This window comes from Gottschalkia purinilytica (assembly GCF_001190785.1).
Classification (GTDB): Bacteria; Bacillota; Clostridia; order Tissierellales; family Gottschalkiaceae; genus Gottschalkia_A; species Gottschalkia_A purinilytica.
This window is the reverse complement of record NZ_LGSS01000005.1, coordinates 47,552-74,535: the sequence shown is the minus strand read 5'-3', so window position 1 is coordinate 74,535 and position 26,984 is coordinate 47,552. Positions and strand designations below refer to the sequence as shown.

The 26,984-nt window shown below is 29.2% G+C and carries 24 protein-coding genes and 1 riboswitch; of the genes, 1 reads left to right on the top strand and 23 read right to left on the bottom strand.

What is annotated here, in order from left to right; genetic code table 11:
* Window positions 1-326: 326 nt before the first annotated feature.
* The 9 genes from fdhF (CLPU_RS16595) to CLPU_RS06515 form a co-directional block, all read right to left on the bottom strand.
* Window positions 327-3,005 (bottom strand): formate dehydrogenase subunit alpha, encoded by a 2,679-nt coding sequence (fdhF, locus tag CLPU_RS16595; RefSeq protein ID WP_082154110.1) that lies wholly within the window; start codon window positions 3,003-3,005, stop codon window positions 327-329.
* Window positions 3,006-3,332: 327 nt separating this feature from the next.
* The gene (mobB, locus tag CLPU_RS06550; RefSeq protein ID WP_050354859.1) at window positions 3,333-3,827 is read right to left on the bottom strand and encodes a molybdopterin-guanine dinucleotide biosynthesis protein B; all 495 of its coding nucleotides are present in this window, start codon (window positions 3,825-3,827) and stop codon (window positions 3,333-3,335) included.
* A gap of 1 nt (window position 3,828) precedes the next feature.
* Window positions 3,829-5,058, bottom strand: a complete 1,230-nt coding sequence (locus tag CLPU_RS06545; RefSeq protein WP_050354858.1) for a molybdopterin molybdotransferase MoeA — start codon at window positions 5,056-5,058, stop codon at window positions 3,829-3,831.
* Window positions 5,059-5,619: 561 nt separating this feature from the next.
* Window positions 5,620-8,298 (bottom strand): formate dehydrogenase subunit alpha, encoded by a 2,679-nt coding sequence (gene fdhF / locus CLPU_RS06540; protein WP_082154109.1) that lies wholly within the window; start codon window positions 8,296-8,298, stop codon window positions 5,620-5,622.
* 622 nt (window positions 8,299-8,920) lie between these two features.
* Window positions 8,921-9,457, bottom strand: a complete 537-nt coding sequence (locus CLPU_RS06535) for a nucleoside-triphosphatase (RefSeq protein ID WP_050354857.1) — start codon at window positions 9,455-9,457, stop codon at window positions 8,921-8,923.
* A 274-nt stretch (window positions 9,458-9,731) separates the two neighbouring features.
* On the bottom strand, window positions 9,732-9,947 hold the full coding sequence (locus CLPU_RS06530; protein ID WP_050354856.1) for an alpha/beta-type small acid-soluble spore protein: 216 nt from the start codon (window positions 9,945-9,947) through the stop codon (window positions 9,732-9,734).
* A gap of 431 nt (window positions 9,948-10,378) precedes the next feature.
* Entirely contained in the window at window positions 10,379-12,439 is a 2,061-nt protein-coding gene (gene recG / locus CLPU_RS06525; RefSeq protein ID WP_050354855.1) for an ATP-dependent DNA helicase RecG, read from the bottom strand.
* A gap of 100 nt (window positions 12,440-12,539) precedes the next feature.
* Entirely contained in the window at window positions 12,540-14,171 is a 1,632-nt protein-coding gene (locus CLPU_RS06520; RefSeq protein WP_082154108.1) for a DAK2 domain-containing protein, read from the bottom strand.
* A 16-nt stretch (window positions 14,172-14,187) separates the two neighbouring features.
* A complete protein-coding gene (locus CLPU_RS06515; RefSeq protein ID WP_050354854.1) occupies window positions 14,188-14,544 on the bottom strand; it encodes an Asp23/Gls24 family envelope stress response protein in 357 nt (118 codons plus the stop codon).
* A gap of 287 nt (window positions 14,545-14,831) precedes the next feature.
* On the opposite strand from CLPU_RS06515, the gene rpmB reads away from it, so the two are divergent.
* Entirely contained in the window at window positions 14,832-15,023 is a 192-nt protein-coding gene (gene rpmB / locus CLPU_RS06510; RefSeq protein ID WP_050354853.1) for a 50S ribosomal protein L28, read from the top strand.
* 130 nt (window positions 15,024-15,153) lie between these two features.
* Here rpmB and CLPU_RS17190 read toward each other — a convergent pair whose 3' ends face one another.
* The 14 genes from CLPU_RS17190 to def all read right to left on the bottom strand — a co-directional run bounded on the left by CLPU_RS17190 (window position 15,154) and on the right by def (window position 26,976).
* Window positions 15,154-15,297 carry a hypothetical protein gene (locus CLPU_RS17190; protein WP_157857707.1) on the bottom strand — a complete coding sequence of 48 codons (144 nt, stop codon included), beginning with the start codon at window positions 15,295-15,297 and terminating at the stop codon, window positions 15,154-15,156.
* 12 nt (window positions 15,298-15,309) lie between these two features.
* Complete coding sequence (locus tag CLPU_RS06505) at window positions 15,310-15,489, bottom strand: hypothetical protein (RefSeq protein ID WP_050354852.1); 180 nt, start codon at window positions 15,487-15,489, stop codon at window positions 15,310-15,312.
* Window positions 15,490-15,606: 117 nt separating this feature from the next.
* A complete protein-coding gene (locus CLPU_RS06500; protein WP_050354851.1) occupies window positions 15,607-16,242 on the bottom strand; it encodes a thiamine diphosphokinase in 636 nt (211 codons plus the stop codon).
* Window positions 16,243-16,268: 26 nt separating this feature from the next.
* Window positions 16,269-16,844 (bottom strand): energy-coupled thiamine transporter ThiT, encoded by a 576-nt coding sequence (gene thiT / locus CLPU_RS06495; RefSeq protein ID WP_050354850.1) that lies wholly within the window; start codon window positions 16,842-16,844, stop codon window positions 16,269-16,271.
* 42 nt (window positions 16,845-16,886) lie between these two features.
* Window positions 16,887-16,990, bottom strand: a riboswitch (TPP riboswitch).
* Window positions 16,991-17,015: 25 nt separating this feature from the next.
* Window positions 17,016-17,663 carry a ribulose-phosphate 3-epimerase gene (gene rpe / locus CLPU_RS06490; protein ID WP_050354849.1) on the bottom strand — a complete coding sequence of 216 codons (648 nt, stop codon included), beginning with the start codon at window positions 17,661-17,663 and terminating at the stop codon, window positions 17,016-17,018.
* A gap of 2 nt (window positions 17,664-17,665) precedes the next feature.
* The gene (rsgA, locus tag CLPU_RS06485) at window positions 17,666-18,538 is read right to left on the bottom strand and encodes a ribosome small subunit-dependent GTPase A (protein ID WP_050354848.1); all 873 of its coding nucleotides are present in this window, start codon (window positions 18,536-18,538) and stop codon (window positions 17,666-17,668) included.
* Between the two features lie 86 nt (window positions 18,539-18,624).
* The gene (pknB, locus tag CLPU_RS06480) at window positions 18,625-20,550 is read right to left on the bottom strand and encodes a Stk1 family PASTA domain-containing Ser/Thr kinase (protein WP_082154107.1); all 1,926 of its coding nucleotides are present in this window, start codon (window positions 20,548-20,550) and stop codon (window positions 18,625-18,627) included.
* 16 nt (window positions 20,551-20,566) lie between these two features.
* Window positions 20,567-21,301: a Stp1/IreP family PP2C-type Ser/Thr phosphatase gene (locus tag CLPU_RS06475; protein WP_050354847.1), complete on the bottom strand. Its 735-nt coding sequence runs from the start codon at window positions 21,299-21,301 to the stop codon at window positions 20,567-20,569.
* A gap of 45 nt (window positions 21,302-21,346) precedes the next feature.
* Window positions 21,347-22,384 (bottom strand): dual-specificity RNA methyltransferase RlmN, encoded by a 1,038-nt coding sequence (gene rlmN / locus CLPU_RS06470; RefSeq protein WP_050354846.1) that lies wholly within the window; start codon window positions 22,382-22,384, stop codon window positions 21,347-21,349.
* Window positions 22,385-22,454: 70 nt separating this feature from the next.
* Complete coding sequence (gene rsmB / locus CLPU_RS06465) at window positions 22,455-23,792, bottom strand: 16S rRNA (cytosine(967)-C(5))-methyltransferase RsmB (RefSeq protein WP_050354845.1); 1,338 nt, start codon at window positions 23,790-23,792, stop codon at window positions 22,455-22,457.
* A gap of 314 nt (window positions 23,793-24,106) precedes the next feature.
* Window positions 24,107-24,811, bottom strand: a complete 705-nt coding sequence (locus CLPU_RS06460; RefSeq protein WP_050354844.1) for a zinc metallopeptidase — start codon at window positions 24,809-24,811, stop codon at window positions 24,107-24,109.
* Window positions 24,812-24,813: 2 nt separating this feature from the next.
* Window positions 24,814-25,569 (bottom strand): DUF116 domain-containing protein, encoded by a 756-nt coding sequence (locus tag CLPU_RS06455; protein WP_050354843.1) that lies wholly within the window; start codon window positions 25,567-25,569, stop codon window positions 24,814-24,816.
* Between the two features lie 17 nt (window positions 25,570-25,586).
* Window positions 25,587-26,516 carry a methionyl-tRNA formyltransferase gene (fmt, locus tag CLPU_RS06450; RefSeq protein WP_050354842.1) on the bottom strand — a complete coding sequence of 310 codons (930 nt, stop codon included), beginning with the start codon at window positions 26,514-26,516 and terminating at the stop codon, window positions 25,587-25,589.
* A gap of 10 nt (window positions 26,517-26,526) precedes the next feature.
* A complete protein-coding gene (def, locus tag CLPU_RS06445) occupies window positions 26,527-26,976 on the bottom strand; it encodes a peptide deformylase (RefSeq protein ID WP_050354841.1) in 450 nt (149 codons plus the stop codon).
* Window positions 26,977-26,984 lie beyond the last annotated feature (8 nt).

Genomic DNA, 26,984 nt, shown 5'->3' with positions numbered 1-26,984 from the left:
ATCTTACACAAAGATTATTATAACTTAAGTGTTCCCCTATATTATTACTAGTAATTAATTATTTTAAAATCCTCACTTTGTTCCACTATTCATGTAAAATCATAGTAAATAGAAAAAGCATTCTAAAATTATACCTTAATTGTACTAAAAAATTATATAAATTATTTATAAAAATTAATATTTAAGAGGCATTTTTTATTATTTAGATATATAAAAAGGATCCTATGCTAATTATAGGACCCCTTTTATTTAAGGAAATATTTACTTACAAATATATTAACACTTGACATATAACATTGTCTTTTGGTCGTAGTAATTTATATCTATTAACTACACACTTTCTCTACTTTTACAGCTGTAACTTTATATTCTGCTGTCTTAGTAACAGGATCATATGCTGAGTTTGTAAGTTCATTTACAGGTGATTCCTTATAGTGGAATGTCATAAACATCATTCCTGGTTTAACTCTATCCGTTATCTTAACCTTTGATACTATAGATCCTCTACGAGAAGTAACTCTAATCTCATCTTCATCCTCAACACCTAATTTTTTAGCATCTTCAGGATGCATTTCTGCTAACTCATGAGGTCTTATTGATTCTAAACTATTAGAGTATCTTGTCATAACATTATAGTGATAAAGCATTCTTCCTGTAGTCAATATAACTGGGTATTCCTCATTCGTAAGTTCAGCAGGTGGCTCGTATTCAACTGGAATCATCAGTCCTTTTCCACGTATAAATTTACCTTCATGTAAGAACTTAGTTCCAGGATGATCTTCTGTAGGACATGGCCATGATAAGCCTACTTTGTCAATTCTTTCGTAAGTTATACCTCTATATGTTGGCATAACATCTCTTATCTCATTGAAAATCTCTTCTGCATTTTTATAGTCAAAACCTTTTGCTCCTAGTCTTTTTGCTATATCACATAATATTTTCCAGTCTAATCTACATTCTCCTGGCGCTTCAACAGCTTTTCTTACTCTTTGTACTCTTCTCTCTGTATTTGTAAAAGTACCATCTTTCTCTGCATAGCAAGTAGCTGGAAGAACTACATCTGCAAATTTAGCTGTTTCTGTTAATGTTATGTCTTGAACGACTAAAAATTCTAAGTTACTTAAAGCTTTTTTTACATGATTTGCATCTGGATCAGTTAAAACTGGTTCTTCTCCCATAACATACATAGCTTTTACTTTTCCATCGTAAGCATCATCTAACATTTCTGGTATTCTTAATCCTTTATAAGGCTTTAATTTAACTCCCCAGTATTCTTCAAAGAACTTAATATTCTCTGGATCTGTTATATCCTTGTATCCTGGTAAATAGTTAGGAAGTGCCGCCATATCACAAGCACCTTGAACATTATTTTGTCCTCTTAAAGGATTTACTCCTGCATTTTCTATACCTAAGTGTCCTGTTATCATCGCAAGGTTAGCAAGATTCATAACATTTGCAGTACCTGTAGTATGTTCAGTTATTCCTAATGTATAGAATATTCCTGCTTTTTTAGTATTTGCATATAGTTTTGCTGTTTCATATAACATATCTTCTGATATTCCTGTAATCTCACTTACTATATCAGGAGTATATTTCTTCGCTGTTTCCCACATATTTTCAAATCCTTCACAGCGAGTTTCAATGTATTCCTTATCTTGCCATCCTTCATTGACTATTATATTTATAAGTCCATTTACTAAAGCAGCATCTGTACCTGAGTTTAATGGAAGCCATAATGTAGCATGATCTGCTAGTTCAGTACGTCTAGGATCTATAACTATAAGTTTGGCTCCTTTTCTAGCTGCTTTTTTCATTTTATTTCCTATTATAGGATGTGCTTCTGTAGCATTTGATCCTATAATAAATAATACTTCATTATCTTCTATCTCTCCTATAGAGTTTGTCATAGCTCCACTTCCAAATGTAGTTGCAAGACCTGCAACTGTAGGAGCGTGTCAGGTTCGAGCACAATGGTCTACGTTGTTACTATCCAAAGCTACTCTCATCATTTTTTGAAATACAAAGTTATCTTCATTAACGCATCTTGCAGAACTTAATCCAGCTATTGCGTCTCCACCATATTCATCTTTTATACTCTTTAGTTTACTAGTTACTAAGCTTAAAGCTTCTTCCCAACTAGACTCTATAAACTTTCCGTTCTTTTTAATTAAAGGTTTAGTAATTCTATCAGGACTATTTATAAGGTCGATATGGTATCTTCCTTTTACGCAAAGTGATGTTCCATTTACAGGCGATTCTTCGTTAGGCGTAACTCCTACTACCTTTCCATCTTTAACATTTAAATCAAAGTTACATCCTGTACCACAGAAAGGACATGTTGTTCTAACTTTTTTTACTTCCCATGGTCGTACAGACTTTAACTGTTTATTTGCGAGAGCTCCTGTAGGACATACGCTTATACATTGTCCGCACATTCTACAGTTTTCAGTACTTATAGGATCATCAAATGCAGTAGTAACTTTAGAATTAAATCCTCTATCAGTAAAGTCTATAGCTCCTGTAACTTGAATTTCCTTACATACCCTAACACATTTTCCACATAAAATACATTTACTTTGATCTCTTTCCATAACTGGATTAATATCATCTATAGGAAATTGCTTTCTTTCTCCTTCAAAAGATGTCTTTTTAACATCGTATCTATAGCAATATTCTTGAAGCTTACAATTTCCTACTTTACTACAAGTTAAACAATCAGTTGGATGATTAGCTAACATTAAATCTAAAATTGTTTTACGTGTTTCAATAACCTTTTTAGATTCTGTATGCACTACCATTCCATCAAGTACCTCTGCACTGCAAGCAGCTGATAGATTTTTATATCCTTCTATTTCTACTACACATATTCTACATCCACTAAAAGAAGTCAATTCCTTTTCGTAACAAAAGTTAGGTATATCAATACCTATATCTTTAGCCGCTTGTAGAATAGTGGTTCCCTTAGGTACTGTTACTGTTTTACCATCAATAGTAAATGTAACCATTACGGTCCCCCCCTTAAATTCATATTCTGCCGTATAAGTTTTTAATTTCAAAAGTTTGGAATATTTTAGATTAAATCTTTGTACAAAATATATTAATCTAGAATTGATATAATTATGGCTAGGCTTATTTTTGTTGACTACAAAATTAAAAATTAAAGGATAATTAAATATTTAATTTTATAGTAAATAAAATATTATTATTAAATATAGATTATGGCTTTTAATCTACAGCTACATTTTACCATCTTAATTTATTAATGTAAATGGCGTAACTGCAACTTCTTCGTTACTTTTATAACAATGTATTAATCTTATTTTTAACAAAGTTTATTTGTTTTTCAAAAATTTTTTTTCGATTAGGTTAACTAATCCTTCTATATCTTCCAAGTCAAAACAAGGAACTTTATGTTTTATGTAGGTATCACTAGCTACTGCTATAAGATTTTCCAATTCTAAAATGGAGTCATGTTCACATAACTCTGTTCTAAATACTGCTATTTTAGGTTTATTAAGCTTTTTGTATCCTTCTGTTATTATTAAGTCTACATCGCCTATTAACTTTATTAAATCATCTAATTCCTTTTCTTCTTCTAAGTTAGAAACCATAGCAAATTTATTAGGGGACGATACTATAACTGTATCAGCCCCAGCTTGAGAGTGATGCCAGCTATCTTTTCCTTTTTCATCAATATCAAAATCTCCATGATGATGCTTTATTATAGCCACTCTATATCCACGCAACTTTATTTCTTTTAAAATTTTTACTATAAGAGTAGTCTTTCCTGAGTTAGAAAATCCAACTATCGATATAACTGGTATCATTCTATAGTCCACCTTCTTTTAATAGTATAGCTTCTACTTCCTGTCCTTTACTTAAAAAGGGTGTGTTTACAGGAACATCTACTAACGCATTACAAGTAAGTAATGATGTTAAAACTCCAGGGTTCTGCTTTCCACTTAAATAAATACCATACGTATTTTCTAATCTTTCTACTCTGACTCTTAAAAATCTTCTCTGATTACTAAATTTATTGAAATCATCCATCATTATACCTTTAATTTTTGTTGGCTCCCAGTCAATAAGTCCTTGTAATTTTTTTATAAGTGGCTTTACAATATTTTCAAAAGAAATAAGTGCTGCACCAGGATTTCCTGATAATCCTATTAAAATCTTATCTTCCTTTTCAGCTGCTAAAACAGGTGTCCCTGGCTTCATTTTCACTCTCCAGAATAGAGTATTAGCTCCTATATTTTCATAAACCTTTCCGATTAAGTCGTAATCCCCTACCGAAGCTCCTCCTGTAGATAAAATAATATCACAGCTTTGAATACCAGATTGTATACTTTTAGATATAGTATCTATATCGTCTCTTACTGTTCCTAAGTATACTGGTTCTCCACCACACTCTGTTATAATAGCTCCTATACTATATAAGTTACTATTATATATTTGTCCTTCTTTCAATTCGTCTCCTAGTTCTACAAGTTCAGTTCCTGTTGATAAAATTCCAATTTTAGGTTTTCTATATACTTCAACATTCTCCATACCTAAAGAAGCTAGTATGCCTATACACCCGGGATGTATTTTTGTACCTTTTTCCATAATCTTTTTTCCTTTTTGAATGTCTTCACCTACAGGCACAACATTTTGATAAGGTAAAGAAGTTCTATATATATTTACATACTCTACCCCTTCATCAGTATCTTCTTTCTTTATTATGGCGTTGTAACCATCAGGAATAGGTGCTCCTGTCATTATTTTTACCGCAGTATTCTTCTCTGCTTTTCCTTTAAAGACATAACCTGCTGGAACTTCTCCAATTACTTTTAGAATAGTAGGGTTATTTTTATCTGCAAACTTTATATCTTCAGCTATCACTGCATATCCATCTAATGGAGAACGACTAAAGTTAGGTACATTATTCATAGCAAATATATCTCTTGCTAAAATTCTACCAAGTGAACTCGTTAAATTTACTCTTTCTATATCAGTAGTTTTTATTTTTGATAACAGTATAAACTTAGCTTCTTCAAGTGAAATATTCTTCAGCATATTTATCCCTTCTCTTTTTCATATATTTTTAAAATTCTCTTATGATTTATTAGTATCCTATTATTCCTCTAGATTGTAAAACATTTTAAAAGTTTTTTCAATAAAGTAAATTCACATGATTGTTGTTAATTTATCATTGTAAATAGTTTTAACATTAAGATAATATTTGTAACATAATTACTTTGTTATATATTTGACATTTTAAGCAATTTTGTTTAAAAATTTCATCTTTTATTTTTAATATTTTACCATATGTTAAAATATTTGGGATTGTTATGTAGCATTCTTTTATCTATTATCTATGTTTCTATCAGTTTTATATCATTTCTATTCTTAACACCATCTAAAAATACACCCTACATTTTTTAATTAATTCAGTATTAATAATGGTATGTAGCATCATCATATCATAATTTAATATAACACAATGTAGTATCAAAATCGTTAACCATTGAATTTTTTTTAAAACAGCTCATAATTTAACCTATTTTACATATAGTTTAGGCTAAATCATGAGCTATTAATAGCAAATAAAACTTATTTATTAACTTTATTTAAAAGCTAATCACATACCTTTTCAACTTTTACAGCCGTAACTTTATACTCTGCTGTCTTAGTAACAGGATCATATGCTGAGTTTGTAAGTTCATTTACAGGTGATTCTTTATAGTGGAATGTCATAAACATCATTCCTGGCTTAACCCTATCTGTTATCTTAACCTTTGATACTATAGATCCTCTACGAGAAGTAACTCTAATTTCTTCATTATCCTTAACTCCTAAATCTTTAGCATCTTTAGGATTGATTTCTGCTAGTTCACATGGTCTTAATGCATCTAAGCTATTAGAATACCTTGTCATAACATTATAGTGATAAAGCATTCTTCCTGTAGTTAGTATAACTGGATATTCTTCATTTGCCAGCTCAGCAGGTGGTTCATATTCAACTGGAAGCATCAATCCTTTGCCTCGAGGAAATGTTTCTTTGTGTAAGAATTTAGTTCCAGGATGATCTTCTGTAAGACATGGCCATGATAATCCTACTTTATCAATTCTCTCATAAGTTATACCTTTATATGTTGGTATGACTTCCCTTATCTCATTGAATATTTCTTCTACATTTCCATAGTCAAAGCCTTTTACTCCTAATCTTTTGGCTATATCACATAGTATCTTCCAATCCAGTCTACATTCTCCTGGCGCTTCAACAGCTTTTCTTACTCTTTGAACTCTTCTTTCTGTATTTGTAAAAGTACCATCTTTCTCTGCGTAACAAGTAGCTGGAAGAAATACATCTGCAAATTTAGCTGTTTCTGTTAATGTTATGTCTTGAACAACTAAAAATTCTAAGTTACTCAAGGCCTTTTTCACATGGTTTGCATCAGAATCAGTTAAAACTGGTTCTTCTCCCATAACATACATGGCTTTTAATTTTTCTTCTATTGAGCTTTCTAACATCTCTGGAATTCTTAACCCCTTGTTAGGATTCAATTTAGTATTCCAATATTCTTCAAAAAGCTTAATACTTTCTGGCTCACTAATTTCTCTATATCCTGGTAAGCAGTTAGGAAGTGCGCCCATATCACAAGACCCTTGAACATTATTTTGTCCTCTTAAAGGATTTACTCCTGCATTTTCTATACCTAAATGTCCTGTTACCATCGCTAAGTTAGCAAGATTTATAACATTTGCAGTGCCTGTAGTATGCTCAGTTATTCCTAATGTATAGAATATTCCTGCTTTCTTAGTGTTTGCATATAGTTTTGCTGTCTCATACAAAATATCTTCTGATATTCCTGTAATTTTACTTACTATATTAGGAGTATAATTTTTTACTGTTTCCCACATATTTTCAAACCCTTCACATCTGGTCTCTATAAATTCCTTATCATGCCACCCTTTGTTAACTATTATGTTTATAATCCCATTTACTAAAGCAGCATCTGTACCTGAGTTTAATGGAAGCCACAATGTAGCATGATCTGCTAGTTCAGTACGTCTAGGATCTATAACTATAAGTTTGGCTCCTTTTTTAGCAGCTTTTTTCATTTTATTTCCTATTATAGGATGTGCCTCTGTAGCATTTGATCCTATAATAAATAGTACTTCATTACATTCTACCTCTTCTATAGAGTTTGTCATAGCTCCACTTCCAAGTGTAGTTGCAAGGCCTGCAACTGTAGGAGCATGGCATGTTCTAGCACAATGGTCTACATTATTAGTATCAAATACTAGTCTCATCATTTTCTGAAATACAAAGTTATCTTCATTGACACATCTTGCAGAACTTAATCCAGCTATTGCATCTCCGCCGTATTCATCTTTTATACTTTTTAGTTTACTAGTTACTAAGCTTAAAGCTTCTTCCCAACTAGCTTTTACAAACTTTCCGTTCTTTTTAATTAAAGGTGTAGTAATTCTATCAGGGCTATTTATAAGATCTGTATGAAATCTTCCTTTTACACAAAGTGATGTTCCATTTACAGGCGATTCTTCATTAGGTGTAACTCCTACTACCTTTCCATCTTTAACATTTAAGTCAAAGTTACATCCTGTACCACAGAAAGGACATGTCGTTCTAATCTTTTCTACTTCCCAGGGAAATATATCTTTTAATTGTTTATTGACAATAGCTCCTGTAGGACATACACTGATACATTGTCCGCACATTCTACAATTTTCAGTACTTAAATGATCATCAAATGCAGTAGTAACTTTAGAATTAAATCCTCTATCAGTAAAGTCTATAGCTCCTGTAACTTGAATTTCTTTACATACCCTAACACATTTTCCACATAAAATACATTTACTCTGATCCCTTTCCATAACTGGATTATCATCATCAATAGGAAAATGTTTTCTATCGCCTTCAAAAGATGTCTTTTTAACATCATATTTACGACAATATTCTTGGAGCTTACAACTTCCTACTTTACTACAGGTTAAGCAGTCAGTTGGGTGATTAGCTAACATTAAATCTAAAATCATTTTACGTGTTTCAATAACCTTTTTAGATTCTGTATATACTACCATTCCATCAAGTACCTCTGTACTACAAGCCGTTGATAGATTTCTATATCCTTCTACTTCTACCACACATATTCTGCAACCAGAAAAAGAGGTTAACTCTTTTTCGTAGCAAAAGTTAGGTATATCAATACCTAGCTTTTGAGCTACCTCAAAAATGGTACTTCCTTTAGGTACCGTTACCATTTTATTATCAATCATGAATGTTACCACAAAAATCCCCCTTCAAGTTCATGGTTTATGTAATAGCTTCAGTTTTGAAATATATTAAATTGTTTTTTACATAGTTTACATAAACCATACTAATTTAAGAAGATAAATTATTGTAGCTAGCTTCAATATTCTTATTTAATGTAAATTTACAGGTATATTTTACTATTATAATTTAATAAAGTAAATCATGGTATAATACGCTGTATGTTACTCTTATAACAATGTAATAGTAGTATTTTTAACAAGTTCTATTCGTTTTTCTAATATCTTTTAATTTAACTATACAGTTCATTTATATCTTTTGATTGAGAATAAAAAATTTTGTATTAATACTATAATTTTATATTTATTTATTTTTTTAATTTTCATTAATTATCGTATATATTATCTATTAAACTTATTAAGTTCCCTCTATATTTCTTCCTTTTCAATTTAAATATAATAATTGAGGTTATTATATAAAACAAATTTTTTAAAAAACAAATATCTTAAATTATCTAAATTATTAATTATAAATAAAATTATATAATCGTTGTTATTTTATCAATGTAAATAATTTTCTAAATCAATATAAGTTATTTGAATGTATTACATTGATATATATTTGGCATTGTTAACGTGGTTATTTGAAATTTTTATTAAAGGAAACTAATGTATTCAAAATGCTTTCTACAAGATTATCTCTATTTTCTTTTGTAACTTTTATTATATTTGTGTCGATTCTATTTCTAATGTTATCTAAAAATTCACAGTCATAATCTTTAATTACTCCCAAAACTGGTTTAGAACTATCTAAAATGTCATAAATGGTTTTCTGAAACTCAAAACATTCTGATTCCATGAATCCCAATTCATCAAGTATAATCAAATCGCTATTATTTAAATCTTCTTTTAATATAGATACTATACCTATATCAAAAGAATCTTTATTTATTTCAATATGGTTTTTATTATCTTTAAACGTTATTGTAGCTATATTATGTTTTCTGCTTTCATCATTTAAAGAATATATCATAAACACCTTTTTATTATAAATATCTTCTTCTATATTTCTTAACGTCATAAATCCGCCTATAGACATACTACAATTATTCAAAACTCTTTTTAAGATTGTACTCTTTCCTATCCCCTTTTCCCCAGTTAAAAATAAATTATTCATTCTGCTTGTCCTCCTATTAACGTAGTACCTATACAAATATTAAGCAAAGTATATAAAAATATAATATCATAAAACTAAATATACTATTTGCTATTAATATAAGTTGCCTCTTCGTGCTAACTAATTTTTTATATTGAACTTGATAATAATGAAGAACTATTAAGTTTTTTTATTTTTAAATATTTTTATATCATGAATAAGAAGATCTCGATATCTATATTATTAAATAAAAAAAGAAAGACAAATATTAATATTTGCCTTTCTTTTTTTATTATTATAAACTTGTTCCAGAAAGTGATCTTTGAGCTTGCTCAACTAATCTCTTAGTGATGTATCCACCTACATAACCGTTTTGTCTAGCAGTTAAGTTTCCTTTATCTATTGATTCATAGTTGCTTAATCCTAATTCGCTTGCTATTTCAGTTTTCATTTGATTTAAAGCTTGACGAGCTTCAGGTACAACTATTCTATTGTTATTGTTGTTAGCCATTGCTTTCACCTCCTTTGTTGTTGTAATATTAATTTTTACAAAAGGAGGTTTTTTTACTCTAGTAATTATTTGGTTATAAGTTAAACATTTCCTATTTTCATTAAATAAAATATTTTAGTCTTATATAAGTGATCAAATATTATTTATATTAATAGTAAAAATAATTGTTCAGCTAAGTTTAATATAAAGTTTTTAAATATGTTAAAATAGATAAAAACGTTAATTCTTTTTTGTTTTATTATTTTTTATATTTAGTTATTGAATAATCTATTATAAAGTGAACTTTTTTATCTTTTAATAGCTTTTACTTTATATTTAATATAATTCATATTTTATCATTTATAATAAAACTATCTTGAAATAGTTTAAATATTTTCTGAAAATAAACAGCATTATATTTTTATTCCTAATTGTATATTACTTGAAAATTATTAATTAAAGATTATTAATCCTTCTTTATTAAAGATTCTTGATATCTTATTTCTTATACTTTTATTTTTTTCTAGTTCCAGTTTAGGATCTTCTTTTAATATTTCAAAGCAAATTTCTTGTGCCATTTTCAATATTTTTATATCTCCAGGAAGCCTTGCTATTTTAAGTTCTGGTATTCCATGTTGTCTTATTCCAAAAAATTCACCTGGCCCTCTAATTTCTAAATCTTTTTCTGATATTAAAAATCCATCATTAGTTTTTTCCATAATAGACATTCTTTCTTTTGACACTCTACTATTACTTTTATTTATTAATATACAATATGACTGATATTCTCCTCTTCCTACTCTACCTCTTAATTGATGTAACTGAGCCAAACCAAATCTTTCAGCATTTTCTATAATCATTATATTAGAATTAGGAACATTTACTCCAACTTCAATAACTGTAGTTGAAACTAAAACATCTATTTCTCCTAACTTAAATTCATTCATTATATAGTCTTTTTCTTTACCTTTCATTTTCCCATGTAACAATCCTACTTTGATATCTCTAAATTCATTATTTTTTAGATTCTCATAAAGTTCAACTGCTGATTGAATATCTAAACTATCAGACTCTTCTACCAAAGGACAAACTATGTAAGCTTGTCTCCCCTCTAATACTTGTTTTCTTACAAATTCATATACTTTGTCTTTACTACTCTCATTCCTTACATAAGTTTTTATTTTTTTTCTTCCAGGTGGTAACTCATCTATTATTGATATATCTAAGTCTCCATACATTATTAAAGCAAGTGTTCGAGGAATAGGAGTTGCAGTCATTACTAAAATATCTGGATTCCTTCCTTTAGACGACAACTTTGCCCTTTGCTTCACTCCAAATCTATGCTGCTCATCAGTTATTGCAAGACCTAAATTTTTAAATTCCACATAATCTTCTATTAAAGCATGTGTTCCTATTAGTATATCAATATCTCCACTTTTAACTTTTTCAATTATATCTTTTTTATTTTTATTACTTATATTGCTAATAAGCAATTCACATTTTATATTATAATTTTCTAATAATCCTTGTATACTATCATAATGTTGTCTTGCTAGTATTTCTGTAGGTGCCATCATTACCGCTTGATATCCTGATTTACATGCTTTAAACATCGATAAAACTGCTAATATAGTTTTCCCTGATCCTACATCTCCTTGAACCAGTCTATTCATTTGTTTGTCTGATTCCATATCATCTGATATTTCTTTAAAAGTTCTTTTTTGAGCATTAGTAAGATCAAATGGAAGAGATTCTATGAATTCATATATTTCTTTCGATTCTTCAAACTTTATACATTCTTTACTCTTATCATAATCATTTCTCATTAATAAAAGTCCTAACTGTAATGTTAATAGTTCCTCAAATGCTAGAGTTGATCTAGATTTTATATAAAGCTCTCTATTTTTAGGAAAATGTACATTTCTTAATGAATCACGTATTGTAAAAAGCTTTAATCTTTCACTAATATACTCTGGTATAGACTCTTCTACTAAGTATAAATACTCATTTAAAGCATTTGTCATGAATTTAATCATTTCGTTGTTTTTAAGTTTTTCCGTAAGAGGATACACAGGTAAAACTCTACCGATTTTATCATTACTTTGAATATTTTTAACATATATTGGACTGTGTATCTCAATTATATTTCCAGATTTTTTTACTTTTCCATTAACTTTAATAGTTTCACCAATTTTCAAATCTTTAGTTACATAGTCCTGGTTAAACCACACTAAATAAGCCATTCCAGATTCATCTTTAACTTGTATTTTTATTATAGTTAATCCTCTTCTAGCTCTATAGATAGAAGGTAATCCAGATATGACTACTTTAATGCTACTTTTTTCACCTTCATTCAACTCTGTAATTTTTTTTAATTCTCTTCTATCTTCATATCCTTTGGGAAAATAATATATTAAATCTCTTATAGTCTCTATCTCTAGTTTTTTTAGTAAATTTACTTTTTTAGGACCAACACCCTTTATATATTGAACGGATGTGTCAAGTTTATTCAACTTTCTTCACCTCTGCTCTGCTTTATTTTAGACTATGTAATAAAAAACAAGAACTCAGACATATTAACTATAAATGTTAGTCTAAATTCTTGTTTTAACCTTACTCTATAGCAATTAAATAATAATATAGAGGCTGTCCTCCGTATATTATTTCAATATCTATATAATCAAATTCTTCCTCTAATATCTCTCTTAATTCATTTGCTTGTTCTTCAGTTATTCCTTCTCCATAAAATAATGTTATAAGTTCAGTTTCTTCATTTATTGTATTTCTTATTAAGTCAATAGCAACTTCCTTTATGTCTTTACCAACAGATGTTATATCTCCATCACATATACCTATAATATCGTCTTTATTTATTTCTCTATCATTTATAGATGTGTCTCTTACTGAAAAAGTAATCTGCCCTGTTTTAATGGATTTAAAAGCTTTGGTCATATTTTCTATATTTTCTTCAATACTAGCTTCTTCATTAAATGCCAATAATGCGGTTACCCCTTGAGGTATTGTCTTAGTAGGAAGAACCTCAATGTTTTTCTCGCTAAGTTCCTTAGCTTGATTAGCCGCTAATACAATATTACTGTTATTTGGTAGTATTATTATATTTTCCGCATTTATGTTATTAACGGCATTTAGAATATCTTCCGTACTTGGATTCATAGTCTGTCCACCAGAAATAACATGATCAACTTTTAGATCATTGAATATTTCCTTAAGACCTTCTCCCATAGAAACAGTTATAAATCCATATTTCTTAGTTTCTTCAACAGCTTCTATTTCATTTGTTTGATTATCTTCTTCTGAGAAGACATTGTTTCTATGCTGATATCTCATATTGTCTATCTTTATATCTATTAATTCTCCTAATCCTAGAGCTTGTTGAAGTACTAGACCTGGGTCATCTGTATGAATATGAACCTTTATAATATTATCTCCACCAACAACTAATATAGAGTCCCCAAGCTTTTGTATTTTATCTCTGAACTCTATATTATCAGCATCAGTATTATTTATAATAAACTCTGTACAATATCCAAATGTTATATCATCACTAATTGGATTTGGTTGTACATTATGTTTTGTATTTTCTATTGAATCATAGCTAATTTCTTCCTTACCTGTTAATACTTCTAATGCTCCACTTAGTAAAGTAAGAAGACCTTTTCCACCAGCATCTACAACACCTGCTTGTTTTAAAACTGGAAGCATTTCTGGAGTTTTATTAAGAGCTATTTCTCCATGTTCAATTACTTTTTTTAAAAACACAACTACATCTGTCTCTGTTCTAGAAATTTCTATTGATTTTTCAGCACATTCTCTAGCTACCGTTAGTATAGTTCCTTCTATAGGCTTCATAACAGCCTTATATGCAGTATCTGCACCTTCTTTTAAAGCTATAGATGCTATCTTAGTATCAATTCTTTTTCTACCCTTTAATCCTTTGGAAAACCCTCTAAGTAGTTGAGACAGTATAACTCCTGAATTTCCTCTGGCTCCCATTAGTGAACCATTTGCAACAACTGAAGATATCTTGTCTATATCTTGAGTATCTAAATTTTTAAGTTGCCTAACCGCTGATTGCATTGTTAATGACATATTTGTTCCTGTATCTCCATCTGGAACTGGAAAAACATTTAATGAGTTAACAATTTCTTTATTTTTCTCTAAAGAGTTGGCAGCTCCTAAGAACATCTTAGATAGCATAAGTCCATCTACATATTCAATTTTCAATTTAGTACCTCCTTATCTACTTTTGAACTCTTACTCCTTGTACATTTACGTTTACTTTTTCAACCTTTAGTCCTGTAATGTTCTCAACTGTGTATTTTACTTTCTCTATGATATTACTAGCCACCGCAGAAATACTTATCCCAAATTGAACCACAACATATAAGTCTATCACAATTCTATCATCTTCGCTATGAACTTTTACACCTTTTGTGAGATGTTCTTTTTTTAATAATTCAACTAATCCATCTGTAGCATTCTTACTTGCCATTCCTACCAATCCATAGCATTCCATAGCAGCTAATCCTGCAATAGAAGCTAAAACATTATCATCTATATTTATATTCCCGTACTGGTTCGTTACTTTTGCTGACATCAATAATCCTCCTTTTGTTTGTGAAGTATACACATACTCTTCATATATAATATATTATATCTTAATAAAATATTTCCTCTCAAATTAAAATTTAATTTATAATATTTTAGTAACCATAATCTATATTTTACATTATAATGATAATATCTTCAACTTTATGATATTAGTGTCCTGTTTTTAGTATATTATTATCTTTATTATTGCAAAATTATTAATAGTTGTGTTACAATAAGTTGTAATGTAGATTTTTTGAGATTATAATTACTTACATTGAGGAGGTGTTTGACTTGGCAAAATACTGTGAAGTATGCGGTAAAGGTAAAGTTTCAGGCCATTTAGTGACTTTCTCTAACCGTAAAAGTAATAGAACTTGGTCTCCAAACGTACGTAAAATAAGAGCTATCGTTAACGGTTCTCCTAAGAAGATAAATGTATGTACAAGATGTATAAGATCAGGTAACGTTGAAAGAGCATTATAATCATGGCTTCCTAATAAACTGGAAGCCTATTTTTTTTACTTATGTTTTATTTCTAGATAACTTTTTTAATATTTTTCTCAAGGTCTTTGGTAATTTTAAAAAGTATACTTTCATACTTTAGACTCTCCTTTCATATTTCATTGAAATACCATATAATAAGTAACAAAATAAATATAACTAAACTAAATAACATCAAATCAGGTAAAAATAGCATTGCATATATAAAAGTAATAGCAATAGTTGACTTTGCTAGGATCTCAAATATTTTACTCATATTAAATTTCCCCTAACACATTCTATAAAAAGTCCATCCTAATGCAACTAATATTATTCCTAAACTAAGAATCCAAAATTTAACAGGAATTACTTGAATTATTATAATAGCTCCTATTATAGAGAATGTAATACCTAGAGTTTTTTTGAAATTATTTTTTAAAAATAGTCGTTTGATATCGAACTTTTTCAAGGTATTCACCTACTTCATTAGATATTATAGTATTATACTATTCTATGTCTAATAAAAAGTTACAAAAACATTAATAAAGCCAAAAGAAAAACAGCCTATTTAGGCTGTTATCATAATTTAATCTCTTGACTTTATAATTAGACATATTCCGTCTTCCATATCTATATATCCTTTTTCTTCTTTAATCTCATTACTAATTCCTAACGTTGTTCCTATCTTAAAATCTATATCTTTAGTTTCATACTTAAATCCTTTTATATTAACCTTTTTAGCATCATTTATTATAGGTATTACAGAAACAAATTTATATTTATTGTCATTTTGAATTTCCAAGTTATTTTTTATCATGAAGATTTCATTATGGGAGTCTATTATCCTTGCTTTAATATTTTTATTCAATAAATCGTATAATAGCATTATATTAGCTAAAGTGTGATCTAATCTTGTTCCTGTTACTCCTAATAAACTTATTTCCGTTGCACCTTTCTCAATCGCATAATCTATAGCTAATTCAGTATCTGTTTTATCTTTTTCACTTGGAAATTTATGAAAAACCACTTCTTTTTTCTTATAATAATTTAAAACTTTATCCCCAATAGAATCTAGATCTCCTACTATAATGTCTGGAAGTATGTTTTGCTTGTACAAATGTCTAGCTCCACCATCTGCACATATAAGCAAATCATGTTTTTCTAGTATATCTGATATACATATATCTTCTAGATTTCCATTTGAAACTATTAGTATTTTCAAAGTCTCACTCTTTTCTTTATTTAATGTTAGCTTGAAAGTAATCTTCTAAGAGGTCTCCAAATAAGAGTTAATATTAAAATTGACATAATAAGTTCAATTCCTAAATATGTTCCATTGTAGATTATAGAATATTTCCATACACCTAAATCTTTTGCATTTGCTTCAAAAAATATAACTCCTGATAATACATGGCAAATAAATCTTCCTAAAATACCTAAAAATACACCTACAATAATAACCACATATTCAAAGGCTGTATCTTTTTTATTTTTCGTAGCTATTATATTTTTAGCAATTCCAGCTAACCCTAAAAAAGAAAAAGCAACTAAATAGTCTAATATATATTGTATAGGATGTACTATATATGGATCAAATGACTGCACTAGTCCATAAACTAATCCTGTAAATATACCTCTTAAAACTCCCCATCTTAAAGCTATAAAAATAATTGGTATCATACTTCCAGCTGTTACTGATCCACCATTAGGTGCCTGATAAATTTTTACCATACTTAATATAGTTGCAAGTGCCACCATTACACCTGCTTCTACTAGAAATTTAATATTAGTTGATTTATTAGTTTCACTAGTTTTGATATTCATAAAAATACCTCCCTTAATAAATTTAATTTGGGAGGCTAATTGCATGAAAATATTACACTTCCCTCCGCTAGTACTAACTAGATCAGGTTATAGGGTCGAAATTTAAGTAATTTCCTCTCAGCAGATTAGCTCCCCTAGTGAATTTTTAATTTATATTAATTTGTAATAATTTTATATACTCTTAAACTTTTTAGTAGTATCTATAATATTATCTGTACCAAATATTGCTGAACCTGCTACAAAAACATTTGCTCCACAATCTATTACTTCTTTTATATTGTCTAACTTGATTCCACCATCAACTTGAATATCTATATCAAGCTTTTTAGAATCAATCCATTTTCTTAACTCTTTTATTTTTTCTTTCATTTGAGGAATAAATGATTGTCCTCCAAAACCAGGATTAACAGTCATTATTAATACCATATCTAAATCATCAATTACATGTTTTATAGTTTCTAATGGTGTAGATGGATTTAAAGCAACTGATGCTTTTATGCCATAGCTTTTTATTTGCTGTATTGTACGATGTAAATGTAGAGTTGATTCTTGATGTACAGTAATTATATCTGCTCCTGCATCTACAAATTCTTTTATATATCTCTCTGGTCTATCTATCATTAAATGTACATCAAAAGGTAAGTCCGTAACTCTTCTAATATTTTTTATAACAGGAGGTCCAAAAGTTATATTTGGAACAAACTGCCCATCCATTACATCTAAATGTACTAAATCTGCTCCACCTTTATCTATTTTTTGTATCTGTTCTTCTAAATTGCTAAAATCTGCTGATAAAATTGATGGTGCTATTTTTATCATTACTAATACCTCCTATTGTCCATGGTTTCTTTTAAAAAGAGTAAATAATTATTGTATCTAGATCTACTAATTTCTCCATTTTCTACTGATTCTTTTACCGCACATTGAGGTTCTTTGTCATGTTTACATCCTGTAAATTTACATAAATGACTTTTTTCATATATATCATTAAAATATATTTGCAAATTTTCTTCGTCTAAAAAATCAATATCTAAAGAGCTAAAGCCAGGAGTATCTAATACCCATCCGCCCATTTCTAACTCTATTAATTCAACGTGCCTTGTAGTATGCTTTCCTCTACTAGTTTTTTGACTGATTTCTCCAGTCTTTAATTGTAAGTTAGATTGTATATTATTGAGCAATGTAGATTTACCAACTCCTGAAGGTCCTGCAAATACACTTATCTTATCCTTAAGAGTCTCTCTTAGTTCATCTATACCTTTATTTTCTTTACAACTGGTTGTAATTACTTTATACCCAGCTTTTGTGTAATCCTCAATAAGATGCTTAACCTCTTCATTTACTAAGTCTATTTTATTAAAGCATATTACAACATCTAACCCTTGATAAGATGCTAGAAGTAGGAATCTATCTAATAACCATAAATTAGGATCTGGATTTTTAACTGCAAAAACAATTATAGCTTGATTTACATTTGAAACTGGTGGTCTGATAAGTTCAGTTTTTCTTTCAAATATTTTTTCCACATAGCCAGTTTTATCATTTTCATTAGCTCTTATTAAAACTCTATCACCTACTAAAGGTTTGGTTTTTTCTTTACGAAAAACTCCTCTCGCTCTACACTCATATAAATCATCTTTTACTTTTACGTAGTAAAATCCACCTATCCCCTTAATAATTGTTCCTTCTAGCATTATTAATCCTCCTAAAATTACTTATACATCAAATTTATGAGATTTTTTTAATTTTTATATTAATTCAGTTTAGTATACTATATATTTTAGTTTTCAGGTGTTACGCTAGGAGGATTTGTTCCTTGATTTCCTCCCGGATTTGTTCCTTGATTCCCTCCCGGGTTTGTTCCTTGATTTCCTCCTGGATTCGTTCCTTGATTTCCTCCTGGATTTCCTCCTGGATTTGTTCCTTGGTTTCCTCCTGAATTGTTATTTTGATTATTACCAGAATTAGAATTAGATCCATTATTATTTTGATTATTACCATTATTCGTATTATTGTTATTATGATTATTATTCTGATTATTGTTTTGGTTATTGTTCTGATTATTATTTACATTATTATTTGAGTTGTTATCATTTCTATCATTACTGTTATCATTATTTTTGTCATTATTTGAATCTTTGTTTGAGTTCTTATTGTAATTATTGTATTTATTTGGTTTAGTATATTCTTTACGACCTTTACTAACTACTAAATTTACTGTAGTTCCCCTAGAAACCTCATCTGATGGCTCTGGGTCCTGTTCTATTACTGTACCTTCTGGTAATTTACTATATTCGTATTCAACGTCTCCTTTTTCTAATCCTGCTTCTTCTAATAACTCTGTAGCTGCATCTATATCTTTGTTTATCAACTTCGGTACTTTTACATTTTCTTTCCCTTTACTTATAACAGCCCTTATAGTAAATCCTTCTTTTACTTTCTGTCCTTCTTCTTCACTCTGTCTTATTACATCGCCTTCATTATACTCGTCACTATATTCCTTACTGGTGACTTCAAATTTTAGTCCCCTATCTTCTACTTTCTTTTTAGCTGTTTCTTCTTGAAGTCCAACTATATTTGGAACTTGCACCTCTTTAGCTCCTAATAGTCCTTTTGAACCTAAAACTGCTAAAGCAACACCACATACTGTTAGGAATGCTAATATTATAGCAATAAAAGTTAACAGTTTATTAGATTTTCTTTTCTTAGGCTTCTTGTCTTTTTTAGAAGGTGCTTTTGTATTTTTAGCCTTTCTAGGTTTGATCTTAACATCTGATTCACCATCGATATCTCCATTAATATTATCTATCATATCATCATTAACTATAGGCATAACTTGAGTTGGAGAATCGCTAGAGTTATATGGCTCCTTTACTTGAGTATCTCCATGAATCTTAAATTCTTTTAGATCTCTTAGTAATTCTTTGATATTACTGTATCTCAACGTTTGATCTTTTTCTATGCATTTCATTATTATTTTCTCTAATCCTTTTGGAACAGAGCTATTTATTTCACTAGGTAATTTTGGTTGTTCTTGTATATGTCTTATTGCTACTGTTATAGGACTTTCTCCTTCAAAAGGAACAGTTCCTGTTATCATCTCATACATTACTATTCCTAAAGAGTATATATCAGATTTTTCATCTATATATCCTCCTCTAGCCTGTTCAGGTGAAAAGTAATGAGCGGATCCTATTATACTATTTGTATTAGTTATCGTAGTGCTGGTAGCAGCTCTTGCAATTCCAAAGTCTGTAACCTTTACTCTTCCATCCTCTGTAACCATTATATTATGAGGTTTTATATCCCTGTGAATTATTCCATTTTCATGAGCATTTCCTATAGCATCTGCTATATCCATACTTATATTTAACGTTTCTTCTATACTTAGTCCATTTTTTTCTTTTATAAGCTCTTTTAACGTTTTCCCCTTAATATACTCCATAACTATATAATGGATATTCTTATCCTCAAGACCTACATCATATACACTTACTATATTAGGGTGAGATAAACTAGCAGCAGCTTGAGATTCTCTTTTAAATTTAGTTATGAACTCTTCATCATTTACAAATTCTTCTCTTAGTATTTTTACAGCAACATATCTATTTAGGAGAGTACACTTTGCTTTATATACTAAAGCCATGCCTCCATCTCCAATTTTCTCTAAAATTTCATACCTATTACCTAATACTTTTCCTATCACTTATATCACCTCTATTCTATCCTACTTTTAAAACCATAACAGTAGTATTATCGATTCCACCAAGTTCATTTGCTGTATTAGCTAATACTGTACAAACATCTGTAAGATTAGATGAATTAAGTATTATTTCCTTAATCCTAGGATTACTTACCATATTAGTTAGTCCATCTGTACACAATAGGATAATATCCCCTTCTAAAAGCTCCCTAGTGACAATATCTGCCTCAACTTCTTTATCTGTACCTAAAGCCCTAGTTATAATATTTTTTTGAGGATGTACAATAGCCTCTTCTTCTGTTATAGTTCCTGCTCTAACTAATTCTGCTACTAATGAATGATCATGTGTGATCTGAACTAGCTCTTTGTTTCTTAATAGATATGCCCTACTATCTCCTACATGTCCAATGTATATTTCTTTTTCAAATACTATTCCCATAGTTAAAGTAGTTCCCATTCCTTTAAAACTAGGTTCTTTCTCAGCTTCACTTCGTATTTCTTCATTCGCTCTTTTTATTGATTCATTAATAAATTGAGCAATTTCTACTTCTTTGTTTAATATTTTTTCTTTATACTTTTCGTAAACTTCTTTCACCGCTCTAAGTGATGAATTGCTAGCAATCTCTCCAGCTTTATGCCCTCCCATACCGTCAGCTACTATAAAGATAGGAAGTTTTTCATCATCTAAATAATAATACGCATCTTGATTTATTTCTCTCATTTTTCCTATATCTGAACAAGCACAGATAAACATATTTACACCTCGCATTCTTTTACAACTATAAAAGCTAATTAGTTCTTATTTAGAAGATATGTAGTCTCTTCTTAATTGTCCACAAGCAGCATTTATGTCTGAGCCCATCTCTCTTCTAATTGTAGTAGCTACACCACCTTTTTCAAGTATGCTTTTGAACTCTTTAATTGATTTATCAATTGATTTTTTATGTTTAAACTCTTTTATAGGATTTAAAGGTATCAAATTGACATGGCACAACATACCTTTAAGAAGTCTTGTAAGTTCATTAGCATATTCTTGCTTATCATTAACATCCTTTATTAATGTATATTCAAATGTGACTCTTCTATTTGTCTTTTTAATATAATATTTACATGCATCTAGTATCTCAGATATCTTATATCTATTAGCTACAGGCATGATTTTTTTTCTTTCCTCGTCAAACGGTGAATGAAGGGATATAGATAAATTTATAGGTATTTCTTCATCTGCTAGTTGGTACATCTTTGGAACCAATCCACATGTAGAAAGAGTTATATGTCTATAGCTTAGATTTTGTCCTTTCTCATTGTGTATTATTTCTAAAAATTTTTTAACATTTTCATAGTTATCTAAAGGCTCTCCACTTCCCATGAGAACCACATTACTAATTTTGTTTCCTATATCTCTTTGTACAGAGTAAAACTGATCCAGTATTTCCCCAGGTGTAAGATTTCTAACTAGTCCATCCTTGGTTGAAGCACAGAAAGAACATCCCATCCTACAACCTACCTGAGTAGATATACAAATAGATATACCATGTTTATATTTCATCATCACACTTTCAATAATATTATCATCTTCTAGCAGAAAGAGATATTTTTTAGTTTCGTCAATATTTGAATCATATCTTTTTAATAGTTTTAGGCTCATTATATTACAGTCTTTATTTAGCTTGTCCCTTAGGTCTGTAGACAGTACAGTAATATCATCTATAGACTGTACTAGTTTATCATGTATCCATTTAAAAGTCTGCTCTCCCCTAAAGGCTTTTTCATTCATATCTAAGAACAATTGCTTTAGCTGATTTATTTCCATTGACTTTAAATCTATTTTTTTCAAAGAATCCCTCCTATGAAATATAAACACTATAATATTATATCATAATAATTAAAGGGTAAAGTTCAGATAATTACATTTTTATAAGTTTTGCTATGAAAAATCCATCTGTAGCATGAACATTTGGAAATAACTCTATATATCCTTCTTTAGGAGTTATTTTCTCAGAATTTTGAATCAAGTCGCTAAAATCTAACAATTTGAATTCAGTATTATTATCCAAAAATTTAGTTATTACATTTAAATTTTCTTCTTTATTTATAGTACATGTACTATAAATTAATATTCCTCCCTTTTTTAAGTATTTACTAGTGTTTTTTAATATTTGGTATTGTAGACGGCTAATTTCATCTATATTACCTTCTTCTTTTCTCCATTTTATATCAGGCTTTCTTCTAATAAGTCCTAGTCCTGTACAAGGAGCATCTACCAAGCAATAATCTGCCTTGTTTATAAGTGACTCATCTATATGTAATGCATCAAATTTTTGGGCGTTGATTATATTTATACCTAGTCTACTGGCATTTTCGTTTATAAGCTTTACTTTATGTTCATGTATATCTCTTGATATAATTTTTCCTTCATTATTCATTTTTTGAGCTATATGAGTAGATTTGCCACCTGGAGCACTACAGACATCTATTATAACACTATTTTTTTTAGGATTCATAATCTGAGCTACTAACATTGAACTCTCATCTTGAATCTGAAAGAGACCTTTCTTGAATTCTTCTGTTTCTGTTATATTTTGTGGCGAATTAACTACTATACCGTCTTCTGCATAATAGGTTTTTATAGCATTCATATTTTTTTCGTTTAATTTATTTAGGAGTTCATCTCTACTTATTTTTAATGTATTAACTCTTATGTTTAGTTTAGGTTTATCATTATTAGCTTTACACAGTTCTTCTGTAAATTCAAGTCCAAAGTCTTCAATCCATTTATTTATCATCCAAATTGGATGTGAATACTTTATTGACAAATATTTCTTAATGTCTTTTGATTTATCTGGTAATTTTATATCATTTTTATTTCTAACTATAGTTCTTAATATTCCATTTATAAAACCTTGAGCTCCTTTATTACTATATTTTTTACTTATCTTAACACACTCATTAACAGCTGCACTATCTGGAACTTTGTCCATAAACAATATTTGATATATTCCTATTCTAATAATTTCTTTAACAGTATTATTTATTTTTTTCAACTTAATTTTAGAAAAGCTTTCAATAACCCAATCTATATAGAGCTTGTTTTCTATAACTCCATATACTATTTCTCTTATGAAAGAAGAATCTCTATAATCCATACCATGTGTTTTTTTATTTATAGATAAATTGGAATATGCCTCTTTTTCATTTATTTCTATTAAAATCTTCAATGCTACTTCTCTTAGGTTTTTACTCATACGTATTCCTCCAGAACTAAAAACTATTATATTTATTATAGACAAAATAATCTTTTCTAATAGTATCTTTAAATGATTAAAATAGCAAAACTTTTTTTAGTATTCTAATTATATTAGTTTAAATTTTTAGTTATAAATTATAGTAGTTAATTTTTTAATAATTATATTTTTAAATAACTCTAATTTAATGTTGTGAATCCTATTGTATCATAAAATTACACTAAACTTGATTACTAATCTTTATTTAAAATCATTCTCCTATTTAAAAATTATACAATAAAAAAGGGCTAAAGCCCTTTTTATACAATTTCTTATTAATCTCTTCTATTAGACATAGATATAAGTCTAAACAATTGTGCAAGTGCAACTAGTGTAGCTGCAACATAAGTCATAGCTGCCGCACTTAGTACTTTTTTTGTAGGAGCTATTTCCTGCGGACTCAATATTCCCTGCTCTAAGTTAGCCATAGCTCTATTACTAGCATCAAATTCAACTGGTAATGTTATTATCTGAAATGCTACTATTGCAGCATAAAGTATGATTCCTACTTTAACTAATGGAGATGATGCTATTATTAATCCTAAAAATATAATCACCCACACAAATCTTGAACTAAACATTACTACAGGTACTATAGCATTTCTAATAGTAAGTGGTGCATATTCTTTAGAATGTTGTATAGCATGACCTACCTCATGTGCTGCTACTCCTAATGATGCCACTGATGTTCCATTATACACCTCTTGTGATAATCTTAAAACTCTTTTACTTGGATCATAATGATCTGTTAGCTTTCCAGGAGTCATTTCTATAGGAATATTATACAGACCATTTCTGTCTAGTATCTTTCTAGCAACTTCTGCCCCAGTATAACCTGACATACTTCTAACTTTTAAATATTTGTTAAATGTACCTTGAACTTTCGCTTGAGCATATAATGAAAACATTATGGCTATCATTAATATTAGAAATGCCATATTAAATCCTCCGCCATAAATACCGTAAAAACCAGGACTCATTTTTATACATCCTCCTTTAGAAAGAACTTGATTGCCTCTTCAAGTTTATCTATACTTACTTTAGTATTAAAACATGAACCATTTGGTCTATCATTTATTATACCCAAAACAGGTATTTTTTTCACATCATTTATGCCACTTGACAAATCTCTTTCGCATGCCACTGCTATTATACATTTTGGTTTGATTCTCTTTATCCATTCTCTAGCAAGAGTTCCTCCTGTAGCTACTATAACTTTTACATTATACTTTCTACTAACTTCTAAAATTTTCTCTATATCACATTTACCACATAATTTACAGTTATTTATGTCATGTGTTATTTTTACTTTACAATTAGAATCTTGTAAACAATGAGGAAGTAAAATTAAAATATCTTTGTTAGTCACCTCCACAGGATTAGCTGTTACTAGCAAATTATTTACTCTAGCATGTACCCTTCTTATACTATCTTTATCTTTTTTCATAACTTTAGCTACGAATAACAATAGTGGATAAATTGCTCCCATTATCTTACTTAGAAATCTATAGCTGAATCTTGAAATTTTTTTATTATTAGCTATTCTATGCAAAATAAATAAACTTAATACTATACTTATAGTATAACTTAAAGCTAAAATTATAACTATCAGCAAAATTATTTGTAGTGTTATGATACTTTTATTAACTATAAACATGATTCCTACTATACTGAGTAATAATAGCGATAGAATTATAAGGTTAGCAGTTACTATGAATACTTTTTCATCATTTTTCATTTATTTCACTTCCATTATTATTTTAAAGAAATTCCACACTCAAACTTATTTCCTCTTAAAAATTCTTCTATACTCATAGCTTTTTTCCCTGGAAATTGTATACGCTTTATTATCACACATTTATCTTCAACATTTACAAAAATACCATCTTTATTTACTTTGACGATTTCACCATTTTTTCCTTCTTTAAATTTATTATCAACATCAACTTCTAGTATCTTTACATTTTTGCCTTCATATTCAAAAAAAGATCCTGGCCAAGGTTGAGTTCCTCTAACTAGGTTTTTTATCTCACTTCCACATTTATCCCAGTTTATTTTACCTAAAGACTTAGTCATTATAGGTGCATATGTTGATTCTTCATCATTTTGAGGAACTTTAACAATATTTCCTTTTTCTAATTCATTTAACGTTTTAGTAAGCAAGTTTGCACCTATACTCATTAATCTATCATGTAAATTTCCAGCCGTTTCATCTTGACCTATCTCTATTTCTTCTTTTAGAAGCATATCTCCCGTATCAAGACCCTTACTCATTTCCATAATAGTAACGCCTGTCCTATTTTCACCATTTATTATTACCCAGTTTATAGGAGCTGCTCCCCTATATCTAGGTAATAATGATGCATGTACATTTATACACCTATACTTTGGTAAGTTAAGGATTTCTTCCTTTAATATTTGCCCATATGCTACAACTACTATGACATCCGGCGATATTTCCTTTAACATAGTAATTGTTTCTTTATCATTTACATTATGTGGCTGATGAACTTGTATCCCAAGTTCCAATGCTTTTTCTTTTACTGGAGGAGGTGTTACTTTCTTTCCTCTCCCTTTTTGCTTATCAGTTTGAGTTATAACTAAAGGAATTTGATGTCCATTATTATATATTGCTTCAAGTGTTGGTACAGCAAAGTCAGGTGTACCCATGAATACTACTTTCATCTTCTACCTCCTATTCTTCTGCATCAACTAATTTGTCAATATAAAGCACTCCATCTAAATGATCTATTTCATGACAAAAAGCCCTTGCTAAAAAACCTTCTGCTTCTACTATTTTCTCATTACCATCTATGTCAGTATATTTAACTTTTATTTTAGCTGGTCTACTAACTTTTCCACTTTGACCAGGTATACTTAAACATCCTTCGTAGTCAATAATTTCTCCTTGTTCTTCTATTATTTCTGGATTTATTATTGTAAAAAGACCTTCTCCTACATCTATAACTACTACCCTTTTTAATATTCCTACTTGAGGCGCTGCAAGTCCAACGCCTTCTTCTTTGTACATAGTTTCTATCATATCTTTTACCAATGTTTTTATCTTATCATCAATTTTTTCTATTTCTCTAGATTTCTTTCTTAAAAGTGGATCTCCTTCAAGTCTTAATTGTCTTATAGCCATGTAATTTC